Annotated in this window: 12 protein-coding genes and 1 pseudogene; all 13 read right to left on the bottom strand. The window is 68.2% G+C overall.

Annotated elements, in window-relative coordinates; all coding sequences use genetic code 11:
- Positions 1-558: bifunctional DNA primase/polymerase (locus tag RCJ92_RS12380; RefSeq protein ID WP_446754716.1), on the bottom strand; the 558-nt coding region annotated here is incomplete at its 3' end.
- Between the two features lie 262 nt (positions 559-820).
- A complete protein-coding gene (locus tag RCJ92_RS12375; protein WP_446754715.1) occupies positions 821-2,107 on the bottom strand; it encodes a hypothetical protein in 1,287 nt (428 codons plus the stop codon).
- A gap of 167 nt (positions 2,108-2,274) precedes the next feature.
- On the bottom strand, positions 2,275-3,714 hold the full coding sequence (locus tag RCJ92_RS12370; protein WP_446754714.1) for a hypothetical protein: 1,440 nt from the start codon (positions 3,712-3,714) through the stop codon (positions 2,275-2,277).
- 129 nt (positions 3,715-3,843) lie between these two features.
- On the bottom strand, positions 3,844-4,938 hold the full coding sequence (locus RCJ92_RS12365) for a DNA-methyltransferase (RefSeq protein WP_446754713.1): 1,095 nt from the start codon (positions 4,936-4,938) through the stop codon (positions 3,844-3,846).
- Positions 4,939-5,237: 299 nt separating this feature from the next.
- Entirely contained in the window at positions 5,238-5,564 is a 327-nt protein-coding gene (locus RCJ92_RS12360; RefSeq protein ID WP_429952328.1) for a helix-turn-helix domain-containing protein, read from the bottom strand.
- Positions 5,565-6,307: 743 nt separating this feature from the next.
- On the bottom strand, positions 6,308-7,222 hold the full coding sequence (locus RCJ92_RS12355) for an SDR family NAD(P)-dependent oxidoreductase (protein WP_446754712.1): 915 nt from the start codon (positions 7,220-7,222) through the stop codon (positions 6,308-6,310).
- Positions 7,219-7,554, bottom strand: coding sequence for a DUF2316 family protein (locus RCJ92_RS12350; RefSeq protein ID WP_446754711.1), 336 nt, complete (start codon positions 7,552-7,554; stop codon positions 7,219-7,221). Before RCJ92_RS12350 ends, RCJ92_RS12355 begins: the two co-directional genes overlap by 4 nt.
- A gap of 2 nt (positions 7,555-7,556) precedes the next feature.
- Positions 7,557-8,417 (bottom strand): aldo/keto reductase, encoded by an 861-nt coding sequence (locus RCJ92_RS12345; RefSeq protein ID WP_446754710.1) that lies wholly within the window; start codon positions 8,415-8,417, stop codon positions 7,557-7,559.
- Positions 8,418-8,430: 13 nt separating this feature from the next.
- Positions 8,431-9,057: an NAD(P)-dependent oxidoreductase gene (locus RCJ92_RS12340; protein ID WP_446754709.1), complete on the bottom strand. Its 627-nt coding sequence runs from the start codon at positions 9,055-9,057 to the stop codon at positions 8,431-8,433.
- A 364-nt stretch (positions 9,058-9,421) separates the two neighbouring features.
- On the bottom strand, positions 9,422-10,003 hold the full coding sequence (locus RCJ92_RS12335; RefSeq protein ID WP_446754708.1) for a TetR/AcrR family transcriptional regulator: 582 nt from the start codon (positions 10,001-10,003) through the stop codon (positions 9,422-9,424).
- An 86-nt stretch (positions 10,004-10,089) separates the two neighbouring features.
- A complete protein-coding gene (locus RCJ92_RS12330) occupies positions 10,090-11,406 on the bottom strand; it encodes an FAD-dependent monooxygenase (protein WP_446754707.1) in 1,317 nt (438 codons plus the stop codon).
- A gap of 26 nt (positions 11,407-11,432) precedes the next feature.
- Entirely contained in the window at positions 11,433-12,185 is a 753-nt protein-coding gene (locus tag RCJ92_RS12325) for a dienelactone hydrolase family protein (protein WP_446754706.1), read from the bottom strand.
- A 46-nt stretch (positions 12,186-12,231) separates the two neighbouring features.
- Positions 12,232-12,495 (bottom strand): annotated as a pseudogene (locus tag RCJ92_RS12320) (hypothetical protein); the annotation flags it as partial.

The raw sequence follows: 12,495 nt of genomic DNA, 5'->3' as shown, positions 1-12,495 counted from the left end.
GTCGACCGGCCCCGCCGCCGAGCGGGCGGCGCCGATCGGCGTGTAGGAGCGGGACCGGCCGTCGATGAGAAGGCGGGAGGGGACGGTCATGATGTATCCGCCGCCGGCGCGCAGGTCGACATGGGATCGGCCTCGGGACCAGGTGCGTTGCGGTCGGTCCGGGTCGGCCGGGTAATACAGGTGCAAGCCGCCCGACGGTGAGCGCACGGCGTGTGCCCACTGGTCGATCAGTCCCGACCGGCGCAGGACCTGCAGGACCGGGAACCCGCTGCCGGTGGCGTGGGCGTCGATGTCCAGGACGTCCACGCCCCGCTCGGCTCCTGGGACGGTCCCGGTGCGTACGGCGATGTTCGCCTCCGGGTTGCGCCGCCACCAGTACGTCACCTGCTCGAGATCCGTGGTGGCGTCGTAGAAGCCGTGGCTGGTCGCCGGATCCTTCGTGCCCGGCCAGCACGGGAACACTGGGACCCCGGCCCGCGCGTAGATCAGCGCTGCTTCGGGCAGCGACATGCTGCTCGTCTGCTCGAACGGCATCAGGGATGCCTGCTGCTGTGTCATCGCTTTCACCTCCCTGGGATGCGCAGCCCCGGTCCCCACCGATGCGTGGCGGGTCCGGGTCTTGCGACCAGACAGGTGCGGCACGGCGACACCCCCTGGTGGTGGGGCGTCTGCGGTCGCGAGAGGCGGGCCTCCCGCAGTAACCGGTGTCCTTACCCATTAACGATCCCCACGGGCGGACGGCAACCTTTCAGCGGGAAGGTGCGTGACTGAGTCGCAAGGATGCGCGAAACGATGCAGGTCCACCCCCGCCAGCCGTGGGTCAGCGGGACAGGTCGGTGTCCCCGGGCCGCGGGCCGGGATCCAGGCGGTGCTCGTCCGGATGCAGGGACTGCTCGCGGCGGGCGAGGAGGTCGCTGAGCAGGGCGCCCTGTTCGATCAAGGTTCCCCCGTCACCGGCCGTGCGGCCGGTAGCAGCGACCAGCGTGTCGATCCGCTCCACGACCTCCCGCAGGCCGGCATCGGGGATCTCCCGGTCGAAGTCGTCGTCCGGGTCTGCCTGGGCGGCTTCCTCAAGGACGTGGGCGATCTGGTTCAGGATCGTGCTGTCGTGCTCGGCGGGCGGGAACGCGGCCGACGCCGTCCCCGTGTCCCCGACTGGGCTGCGGCCGACGGCGACCCGGAACTCGCCCTGCCCGTCCATCCCGGTCGCCTGATACACGCCGGGGATGATCCACCGGTGTGCTTCGGAGGCCTGTCCCTCGTAGATCGGCATTTCGCCCGGCGCGTCCGGGTCGCTGATGCTCACCTCGGGGTCGGCGGCGAACAGCATCGCCGCCAGCTCCTGGCGCTGCTCCCGTCCCAGGAATCGGCCCGTCACTGCGGCCGGCTGCTCGAGTAGCTCGCGCAGGGCCGTCACGGCCAGCAGATCCGCGGGGATCCAGTCCTGATGGAACTGCGCCGGCAGATATGCCGTCCGCGGGCCGCCCTCCTGCCGGAGCTGCTCGAGGGCCTCGTTCTGCGCCAGCAGCGTTGTCAGGCACTCCTGCTCCCAGTCGGACACCGCGGCCCGGTAGGCGGCATCGTCGACGTGGCCCTGCCGGTCGCGGAACTGCAGACCGTCGGGATACGCGGGCAGAGCATGCCGCTCCATCACATCCAACAGCCCGTCCCGGACGCGCTCGGCCCGCTCGACGCGCTCCAGCAGCCCCGGCAGCCGCGCCGCCGTGACCGACAGGCCCCGGCACCGGTCCCGCCAATCGTCACACGCCTCGTCATAGGCCTCTTCGTCGAGTTCGCCGCCGGGCGTCCGGTAGTCAGCGGGGTCGGGCTCCGGCGGGAACATCTCGGCGAGGATCTCCGGGATCCCGCCCTCGGCGAGGGAGTCCCAGATCTCCGGTGCCGTCGCCGTGATCGACCAGCCCCGCATCCGCGCGCCGCCCTCACGCGAACCGGGGTCGGCGACCTCGGTGTCGGCGTTGGTGGCGTCGCGCAGGACGGTCTGCACGTGCGTGCGGGCCTCCTCCTGCGAGGCTGCCTCGATCATCACGCGCACATCCACGTGCCGCGGCGATACCACCCGAGCGTCGTTGTCCTGGTTCTCCGCCATCGTGTCGTCTCCCTCGTGCATGGGCGAGCGTGTTCCCCCGATAGGTAGGCGTGCTGCTCGCCGTCGCCCCGCCTACCGCCCTACCGTGACGCGCACCGCGGATGCCAGAGATGAGGGCGAGGATGCGCGGATCGGTGGACGATCCGCGCGGCAAAGTACGATGCGGCTCACAGGCCCGGCTCAGGCACCCCGGACCCGGACGACCGCATAGGCGGTTTCCCACCGCTGTCGGGAGTGATGTCGCGGGCGCGCTGGCTGAGGACCTCGCGGACCGGATCCACGCTCCCGGTCAGCGACTGATCCGGGTGGTGCCATCCCAGGACGCCGTACACGTCGCCGTCGGAACGGACCTGCTGGCGCTGCTGCACGGCCGCCGGAGTCGCCGGTGCCGCGTCACCCATCAGGGCGTCATCGACAAGGCGCCGCGCCTCCGACGCCGAGCGCGCCGAGACGTCGAAGTCGACCGGCACCCGATACGAGCCCAGTTCATCCGGCGCCTCCGCCCCGGGAGCCGTCGCCCGCGAGGGGCTCCCGGTGGCAGGAGCCTGCCCATCGCCGGCCGGGCCGGGCGCGTTGCCGACGCTGATCTGCTGATACCAGAACGCCGGGTACGGCGTCGCCGCGCGGAGATCGTCGAGCCAGGCACCGACATCCTCCGGCCGCCTCCACTCGTCCGGGGAGCTATGGGTCTCCAAGAACTCGGCCGCGCCAGCGAACGCATCCCGGTCGGAAAGGGCCTCGTGCAGCGTCGTGGCCAGGCGGCGGGCCATCGCCGTCGCGCTGGCATCGGCGATCACGGTCGGCTCCACGTCTCCCATATCGGACCAGGAGATCACCCCTACATACGCCCGGGCAGGCAGCGGGGCCGGCTCGGGTTCGCCCTCCAGCGGCACCCACGACGGGAAGGCGTCCCGCCCCGTCGTGTTGACCCGGCGACTGATCAGCCGCACGAGATCCGGCAGTGGTTGCTCGCGGGTGTGCCCTTGCAGGAGTCGGGAGATCTCATCGAGCGTCTTGCCCTCGTGCCGTTCCTTCGGGAACGCAGCCGATATCCGGCCCGACGGCGTCAGTTCCGAGGGCGCCACGACCAGCGCGTATTCGCGATCGTCCAGCGTGAACGCCGGATAGACGCCGTCGGCGAGATGCGTCGCAGCGTCACTGGCGCGTCCTTCGAACAGCCGCCGCGTCCACTGACCCGACTCTTCGACGATGATCTCGGGATCGGCATCGTCCACCGCCTGCTGGATGCGCTGACGGGTCTGCTCCGGCATTCGATCGGAGAGCTCCTGGGACCGCAGCATCTCCCGCAGCCCCTCGACGACAGCGACGTCCCCGATCAGCCGCGGATACGTCTGCTGCACGAGGGCGGCCTGCGACGGGCGCGGCGGGACCGGCTGCCGGTCGATCACGCCCAGAATGTTGTTCTCCGCAGCATCCGGGAGCCGGTCGCCGATCACGAACGGGAACCCGTCCGAGCCTTCCTGTTCTAGCGTGCGCTCCAGCAGGGCATGCGCTTCGTGCATGTCACGCGCAACCACGCTGAAATCCACGCCGACGCGGAACGTCTGCACCGTGTCGTCGTCATCCGCGATGGGCATCTCGAGCATCGTCTCCTCCTCGAAGCAGGTCGCGCCCGGCCAACGTCCCGGGCGCCTACCTGACAGGTACGGCCAGCGCCGCGGAAGACGTCACGTCCGGTCGGGGCGCTGTGATGGTCGCTTCCTTCCGGAGCGTTCTCAACCGCTCTGCCGCTCGTCCTCGACCCGATCGAGGCGAGATTCGATCAGCGGCAGGTAGGAGGCATCGCGTTCGATCGCGGCCACTTGGAAGCCTGCCCGGATCGCAGCCTCGATCGTGCTGCCCGACCCGGAGAATGGCTCGATGACGAGCCCACCGGGCGGGGTGAGCAGGGCGATCAGCCACCGCATCAGCCCGCCCGGTTTCACCGTGGCGTGAGAGATCCCAAAGGCCCGCGGACGCTCCTCCCGATCCGGCTTGTGCTCGAACCGGAAGATCGGGAACCTCCGGGAGACCGGCTCCTGGCTGTCCCAGGTCCCCGTCAACGTATCCAGGGCGTCCGCCTGCGAGCCGTCGAGCGCCACATTGGTCGGCCACTTCCCCGAACCGAAACGCCCGCCGTCGATGTTGAGGCCGCCGGTGCCGTGCTCGAGGACCGTCGCCACCGTCGATCCCAGGGAGGGTTTACGGGCGAGGAGGATCGGCTCGAACGCCGGCCGCAGCGCGGTGCCCCAACCGGCCCAGCGGATCGCGTCGTCGGTGACCGGGGTGCCGTGCTCGGTCACCGCACGCGTGGCACCGAGGATGCCGTCGCTCTCGCTGCGCTGCACGAGACGATCCGGTCGCTGCACGCCGTGGCGCTTGTCGATCGCATACGAGATATCCATGCTCTTGGGCATGCCCGTCGAGTGCAGCCAGGCGATCTGGTCGCGGATCTCGAACCCTGCACGCTCCACACCGCGCACCATGCGATGCCACGTACGCGTGCCACCGAACGCTGCAAGATGCGCGCCCGGCCGCAGCACCTGCAATGCGCCCTGCGCCCACGCGGCGCACCACTCCTCGAACACCTCCGCCGGGCTCATCCCGGCCGTGTCCAGGTCCGGGAGCGAGTCCCGGAAGCCGGCGACCCCGTCCCACGCGTTCCCGTTGAAACCGAGCCCGTAGGGCGGGTCCGTGATCAGCGCGTCACCGATCTCTGAGCCCAGGGATGGCAGCAGGGCTACGGCGTCACCCTCGTAGACTCTCGCGCCCAGCCGGTCGATCGTCGGCGCCGGGGCGGGGGTAGTAGGGCGGGGTGTTGGATCGGACACGAGTGGCCTCCCGGGATCAGCCGCGCCGCCCGCGGATCGGGGAACGTCGGCACTCGGCAGGTGCGGTCAATTCCCGCCCCGCGAGCCCGGTCTCAAACCAGCACCCGGCCGAAACGGGGCGCCGCCAACCTCCCGCCGTCCGAGCTCCGAATGACGCGGTGATGCCTCGGGCCGGGGCCGCTGGCGTCGGATGCGCGTGCTCCAGTGCCGGCCTCTCTCCCGGGTCCTCAAGCTGGTCCACACGATCGGCAATCGACGAGTATGGTCCGCACTGTTCAGCCGGCGCTCGTGCTCGAGTTCTATGCCTCTTGCAGGGGTGGGGAAATCGTAGTTGTTTGCCTGCGCGAGAACGCAGCGAACTCGCGAGGGCTCGCCCCGTACCTTCTCTTGAAGCACCTGGACGCCACAGTCGCATTCATCCAGCCGACTTCCCTGGCTACTTCTGACACTCCCAGGTCCGTGCTCATCAGGAGCTCGGCCATCCTGTCGACCCTGAGCCGGGTCAAGTACGCCGCTGGCGAGAGGCCGGTGTGCACGCGAAAGACGCGGTTGAGTTGTGATGTCGACAACGAAACCGCTCTGGCCAACTCTTCGCACCGCCATGCATGATCGACACGTGATCGCATAAGGTCGATTGCGTACGCCACTTCCCTTCGCGGTCGAATCGAGATCGTGTCTGTCGCGAGGCCTCGCTCCGGGAATCCGACGAATCTCTCGACGGTGCCTAGGATTTCTGAAGCCAACGACAGCTTGGCGAACTCACTCTGCGCGTCTGGTTCGATGTGAGCGAGTCGCGCTAGCGATGGCGTCAAGTGATGCATGGCAGACGGCGGCATCTGAAGACACTGCAACCCGGCATCGTCAGCGAGCGACCGCTTCAGCTGATGCACCATAGGATGAGCAGACGTGAGCCATCGCACCTGGTCGGCAACGTAGTCGCGGTCAATGTAGAAAGTGACCGTTCGAGCATGTCCGGTGGGAAACCCCACACACTCGAGATTTGCCGGGATCATGAGTATTACTCCCGGAGATATGACCGAGACCTCTTCGGCGGTCCTGATTTCAGCCCAACCGGATACCGTAAATACCACTTTGACGGCCTCAGCCGTCACTGATCCGGAAGGCGCGACCGCGGTTGCGTCGATGACACGTAGGGGCAATCCGAGATCGCCAAAGAGTCCTTGGGCGGACAACACTGTCATGGCACTTCGAGCCTCGGCCCCGGTGGGGAGGAAGGATCGGCAGTCCGATGTGAGGATGCGCGTGAGTGGTAACCGACCCTGCGACCTGTCGCGGGGTGCTGTCGGTTCCCCCGGTGAAGGATGAGCATGCGACCGTTTCCTGCATGTCGTCGCCCGACGGTATCGAGCTACACTCCAACCATTTCTGCGCTCTTCTCCCAGAGGCCGTCGCGCTGAGCATCGTCGAGCGCGAGCGTCGACGGCGAGGGATAGGTCAACTCGCCGCGGACGATGGAGGCGTAGACCTTCCCAGGTGGTGGAGTCACCGTCCCGGTCGCGAGGCCTGCGAGGACTTCGCCTGCGCGCTCTGGCTTGCCGGCGCTGAACTCGGGTTTGAACCGACCGACGATGCTGAAAATCGGAACCACGAGCGCTGCGAAGATGCGCTGGGTGCGCGGGCTGCGTCCGCCGAGGTTGGTGCCGACAGTGAAGCCTGGGTTAAAAGCTATGACGGTGATGTTGCGCTTGGCCAGCTCGGGGGCGTCGGCGAAGGAGCGGGCGGTGAGTAGGTTGCACAGCTTGGAGGCCGCGTATGCGCGCATACCCGAGCCGAACCCTCCGCCGGTGGGATGGGCCAGTGCAGCAGGATCGAGCGACTTCGGCCCGAGCGGCGTTACCGCGGGATCGTGGGTATCGCTCGTGGTCAGAATGAGGCAGCCATTGTCGGCGACGCGGGGTGCGAGGAGCCGAGCGAGGAGGTAGTGAGCGAGATGGTTGACGCCGAAGGTCATCTCGAATCCATCGGAAGTGCGGCCCTTCTGGTTGGAGGCTTGGGTGCCGGCGTTGAGGATCAGGGCGTCGATGGGTGCGTCATCCAGTTCCGCGACGACCCCATCGGCGAAGGCGCGGACACTGTCGAGCGAGGCGAGGTCGAGGGGCAGCACCTCGACGCCGGCTGGCACTTTCCGCCCGGTGCCACGGGCGCCGACGATCACTCTGGTGCCGGGCTGGCGGGCGAGCCGCTCGATGGCGGCGGCTCCGATCCCGTTGGTGGCCCCGGTCATCACGATCGTTCTGGAGGCGGGTATCGCCTGGTCGTTCATCGTGCTTCTCCTCGGGCGGTTACGGCGCTGAAGTCGTGGCGGGGTGGGGTGGTCATTGTGAACCACTGGCGTGCCTTGGCGCGGGATGCCTCGGTGAGGACGGTGTGCTCCGTCGGTTCGCCACCGGAGTCGATGACGGCCTGGTGCAAGTAGTCGCGAACGAGCCAGACGTGTGTCGGGTCGCCGCCCCGGGCCATCCGGATCGCGAGATCGAGCTGGTCCGTGGTGATGCGCAGATCGGCTGCTACCTCGTCGCGGGTGAGGCCGGATCGGTCGAGGTCGGACAGGAGTGTCTTGGTGACGGCTCGGCGTTGGAAGATGTTCAGGGACATGATCAGGCCAGCTCTGCGAGGTCGTCGTCGGACAGCACGATTGCGCCTGCTGCGATGTTCTCCTCGAGGTGCTCGACGGACCCGGTGCCGGGGATGAGGAGCGTCACGGGTGAGGCGGCGAGAAGCCAGGCCAGAGCGATCTGGTGGACGCTGGCCTCATGCCGCTCGGCGACGCGCTGGAGCGCTCCCGCACGCAGGTCGGTCATTCCGCCGCCGAGGGGGAAGAACGGCACGAATCCGATGCCCTGGTCCTGGCACGCGGCGAGGAGCGCGGCGTCGTCGCGCTTGCCGGCGTGGAACTGGTTCTGCACGGCAGCGACGGGGGCGATGCGCTGTGCTTCGGCGAGGTGGTCGGTGTCGACGTTGCTCAGCCCGAGGTGGCGGATGAGGCCCTCCTCGCGCATCTGTGCGAGGACCTCGAATTGGGCGGCGATGGACTGGCCGTGCGGGGGTTCCATCTGCCCCACGCGCAGGTAGACCAAGTCGAGGCGCTCCAGGCCCAGATCGGCGAGGTTGGCTTCGATCGCCGGACGCAGTGCAGCGGGGTCCTCGGTCTGCTCGATGCGACCGTCGGGATGCTCCCACGGGCCGACCTTGGTGGCGAGGACGAGGTCGTCCGGGTAGGGCGCGAGTGCGTCGCGGATGAGCCCGTTGGCGGTGACGGTGCCGTCGTGGCTGCGGTAGATGGTGGCGGTGTCGATGTGATTGACGCCGAGCTCGAGTGCGCGCCGCAGCACGGCCTTGCCGGTCTCGGGGTCGCGGGCGGGGCCGGTGAAGCCGGTCGCGGACAGGCGCATCGCGCCGAATCCGATCCGGTTCACCGGCATGTCGCCGCCGAGCAGGAACGTGTTCGTGGTGGTCATCGTGGATCTCCTGTCAGTCGGTGAGGACGGCCTGGCGGCCGATCCAAGCGGGGTCGTGGACGGCGAGGTGCATGAAGTGGCCGACATCGGCGCGGCTGATCGTCGGGGCTCCCTTCATCGGGACGTGGTCGTCGACGGTGTAGGTGCCCTTGGCGGGGCCATTGGTCAGCGTCGTGGGATAGACGATGGTGAGATCCAGTCCGGCTGCGCGGAGGGTCTCCTCGGAGATGGCCTTGTCGGCGTAGATGTTGCGCAGGAACGTCTTGTACATCGCCTTCTGTGTCGTGCTCGACTCCGCGAGCGTGTCACCGACGCCGAAAGACGACAGCCACACCAGGCGTCGCAGCCCGGCCTGCCGGGCCGCTTCGGTCACGGCGGTCGCAGCGCTGCTAAAGAGTCCGTCCGCGCGCACCGAGGTACTGCGACCCAGCGCCGAGATCGCGGCATCCTGTCCCGCCATCGCCCGAGCCACGTCCTTCGCAGAGGTGGCGTCCCCCTGCGTGATCGTGATCTGGCTGGCCAGGTCCTGGAGTGCTTCGGGCCGGCGAGCCAGGGCGGTGACCTGGTCGCCGTGATCAAGCGCGCGCTGGACGACGTGCTGTCCGGTAGGGCCGGTGGCCCCGAGTACGAGGAGCTTCAATGGATCGCCTTCCCGCTTACCAACCGGACGATTGTCCGCTTGCTCTCAGCGTACCGGACGACTGTCCGGTTAGCAAGGTGGGGCCGAGGACCCGCCTTGCCTCTCGAGAGGGTGACATCGCGTGACCACACAAGGGGAGCGCGACTACTTGGCGGGGTGCCGCAGTGCTCAGTCAGCGTCGGCAGAGTTGGTCAGCGGTGAGATGTTCTTGTTGTGATTCAGCACATCGTGGGCCCCTTGCCGTTTTGGCTGCTCGGAGCCTAAGGGGTGGCTCTTGCGGCGAGATGACTCGCGGTCCGATCGGCTTCTATGGCCAGGAGGCGGGGATCGACTTCGCGCTACGGACGATTGAGCGTCCGGCGAGTCACGAAGCCGGGTCGGCCTGAGCGCTGAGCGCGATGACGATGAGATCCAGCAAGCGCTGAGCGCGCTGCTCGCCGTCGGCGTCGGATCGGATCTGCCACAACCCCGCGACCAGAGCTGTAAAGTCCTGGGCCGTGGCGTCGGGCCTGATGGTGCCCGCCTCCCGGTTGGCGGCGAGGAGTGTCTCGATGGTGTGGACAACGCGGGCGTAGCCGGGCCGGGCGGCCTTGGTCTCGGGGCTGATGGGCTCGTTGATCGCTCCGCCGAGGTCGGCCTTGGTTAGGGCGAAGCGGGCCAGGTGGGACATCCACTCCCTCAGGGCCCGCTGTGGCGTCTCCTGTTCGAGGAGCTGGTCGGCGCGGACGACGAGGTCGTCGACTTCACGCTCGTAGACGGCCCAGATGAGCGCTTCACGGTCGGGGAAGTGGCGGTACAGGGTCCCCTGTCCGACGCCGGCGCGCTTGCCGATCGCACTCAGGGAGGCGCCGCTGTCACGCGAGAGGGCTTCGACTGCCGCTTCGAGGATCCGCTCGCGGTTGCGTCGCGCATCCGCTCGCAGCGGCGTCTCCTTCGGCTGGGTCATTCACGCTCCTTCAGTACTCCCCGGACAAGTGTCCGTTTCCTATGGTACTCGCGCTCCCGGCGACGGTAGGTCAGGGCACTGGCCGATTACTGCCTTTCCGGTCCGCCGCGGCGCGCTTCGCCGGAAGACATGGAGCTGCTGCCAGCAGGAGAGGGTGAGTCGTCGTAGACCGGTAGGGTCCAGGTTCCTCGATCTCTGTTGCTGTCTCGACCAGTCGCCGTCGAGAAGCGTGCTCGGACCTTTGAGATTCCGAGCATGATCGTGCGTGCGCCTTGCCCGAGGGTGTGGAACAGGCGAATGCCCAGCCGGGTACTGGGGAGCAGGATCCGGTAGGAAGCGAAGCTGGCGGGCTCTTTGGACTTGATGAACGGGCGCATCGCTGCCTCGTACCGGGCGAATGCCGCTGAGGGGTTGTCCGGGGTTCGCGCCAGTTCGTGGGTCATGATGTAGGAGCCGACGATGCTCGAGGTCACGCCCCACCCCGCCGGGGGGAGGCCGTGTGCGGCGTCGCCGAGGAGGACAACGCGGCCCTGGTGCCAGCGGTCGGCGACGATCTGGACGACTTCGTGGCAGTAGAAGTTGTCGCTGGTCTCCAGGGCGTGGAGGAAGCGATCGGCCTGCCAGCCGGCCCCGCGCAGCTTGCCGGCCCAGAATCGCTTCTGCTCGTCGACCGGCTTGCGGTGGATGGCCCTGGTTTCGGCGGAGTCGTCGCGGAGGAAGAAGTAGATCTGGGTCTCGTCAGCGCTGTGGCTGCGGCGAATGAGCAAGCGTCCGCCGGGGGCGTTGTACATCGTGGCGATGTCGGTGTCGGTGTTGTCGCGGGGCACGATCCAGTAGGCCACGTGGACGCCGGAGCGTCGGTATGGGTCCGGAGCGCCTGCGGGCAGGATGGCTTTGCGGATGCGCGACCCCTGGCCGTCGGCGCCGACGAGCAGGTCGAAGTCTTCGGTGGTGCCATCGGCGAAGTGGGCCGTGACCTTCTCATCGTCCTGCTCGTACCGCTCGAGTTTCGCGTCGAACCGGAACTCGGCCCGGTCCTTCGCGGCGTCGTGGAGCAGGCGCAGCATGTCTCCGCGCATGATCTCGTACTCGGCGGTGATGGACTCGGTGCCGTTGCCGGAGGTGTTGGCCATCATGCGTGACTTCACGGCGCCGTGCTCATCGATCATCTCGAAGCCGATCTCGTGGACCTGTCTGGCCTCGACCGCGTCGAGGAGACCCATGCGTTCGACGATCTCGACGCACGGGGTGCGGAGGTCGACTTGCGCGCCGGAGTCGCGCAGGGCCGCGCCGCGTTCGGCGATGACGACCTGGTGGCCGTGGCGGCCGAGCCAGTAGGCGGCGGAGAGTCCGGCGAAGCCGGCGCCGACGACGAGGATTTTCTTCTGGGGGGTGTTCTGCATCTCTTTCTTGCTCCTCTTTTCGGGGTTCAGGCTCGCGGCGTCGGCTCGGAGAGCACGGCCAGGGTGCGGGGCCAGGCCTGGGAGCGGGCAGCGGCGTCAGCGTCGGTTTCACCTTGGCCGAAGCCGTGTCCGATGCCGGGGTAGTACTCGTAGGCCGTCGGCGCGCTACGCTCGCGCAGCTGGGTGATGAGGGCGTCGTAGACGTCCTGCGGGGTGAAGTCGTTCTCGGGGTGGCAGATCTGTACCGGCCCGCGGATTGCCGAGGCTGCGGCGATGACGTCCATGGTCTCGCCAGGGAAGTCCGCGCCGCTGAAGCGCATGGGCCCGAACTCGACGACCTGGTCACCCCAGATGGTGGGGTTGTAGGCGGCGACCGCGCCGATGCGTGAGTCCAGGCCTGCGTGCAGGAGCGCGACGCGGCCTCCGAAGCACCACCCCCATGCACTGAATGAGGTCAGACCGAGTTCGTCTTCCATGTAGTCGAGCACCTTCGTCACAGAGGTGATGATGTGCTCGTCCTGGAAACTCTTGGACAGCTCCAGCGCGGCGGGTCGGCCGCCGGCGGGAGGGTTGCCGTCGTAGGGGTCCCAGACCACGGCGGTCAGGCCTTCTTCTGCCAGGGTCGCGGCCTGGGCGCGCATGTGCTCGTCGAGACCGGCGATCGTCGGATAGAGCAGCACGCCGGTGGCCGATCCGCCGGACGGGCGGGCGACGTGGATGGCCAGCTCGTCGATCTGGGCGTCGGATGCTGTGATGCTCTGCTCGGTGGTGTCTGTCATGGTCGGGTGTTCCTTTCGAGGGAGGAGGCTGCTCGCGGGGCCCGGGTCAGGGGATGAGGATCGCCTTGGCGGTCGTGCCTGCCCGGGTGTCGGCAAGCGCCCGGTCGATGTCGGCCAGCGGGTAGCGGGTGATGACGGCGTCGAGGTCGATCAGGCCGCTGCGGTAGAGGTCGATGAGTCGGGGGATGAACACGTGGGGCATCTGGTCGCCGACGAGCACGTTCACCACGGACTTGCCGGTGGCCACCGGTGACTGGGCGGCCTTGGAGAATCCACCGGCGGCCAGGGCGATGCGGCCGTCGGCCTTGAG

Source organism: Glutamicibacter sp. BSL13 (genome assembly GCF_052928425.1).
The sequence above is the reverse complement of the archived record's forward strand: the minus strand, read 5'-3'. Positions and strand labels throughout refer to the sequence as shown.

Coding starts and splice junctions, on each gene's coding strand:
- RCJ92_RS12375 (WP_446754715.1), bottom strand. CDS start 2,107: ATGGCGGAGAACCAGGACAACGACGCTCGGGTGGTATCGCCGCGGCAC.
- RCJ92_RS12370 (WP_446754714.1), bottom strand. CDS start 3,714: ATGCTCGAGATGCCCATCGCGGATGACGACGACACGGTGCAGACGTTC.
- RCJ92_RS12360 (WP_429952328.1), bottom strand. CDS start 5,564: ATGCGATCACGTGTCGATCATGCATGGCGGTGCGAAGAGTTGGCCAGA.
- RCJ92_RS12355 (WP_446754712.1), bottom strand. CDS start 7,222: ATGAACGACCAGGCGATACCCGCCTCCAGAACGATCGTGATGACCGGG.
- RCJ92_RS12350 (WP_446754711.1), bottom strand. CDS start 7,554: ATGTCCCTGAACATCTTCCAACGCCGAGCCGTCACCAAGACACTCCTG.
- RCJ92_RS12345 (WP_446754710.1), bottom strand. CDS start 8,417: ATGACCACCACGAACACGTTCCTGCTCGGCGGCGACATGCCGGTGAAC.
- RCJ92_RS12335 (WP_446754708.1), bottom strand. CDS start 10,003: ATGACCCAGCCGAAGGAGACGCCGCTGCGAGCGGATGCGCGACGCAAC.
- RCJ92_RS12330 (WP_446754707.1), bottom strand. CDS start 11,406: ATGCAGAACACCCCCCAGAAGAAAATCCTCGTCGTCGGCGCCGGCTTC.
- RCJ92_RS12325 (WP_446754706.1), bottom strand. CDS start 12,185: ATGACAGACACCACCGAGCAGAGCATCACAGCATCCGACGCCCAGATC.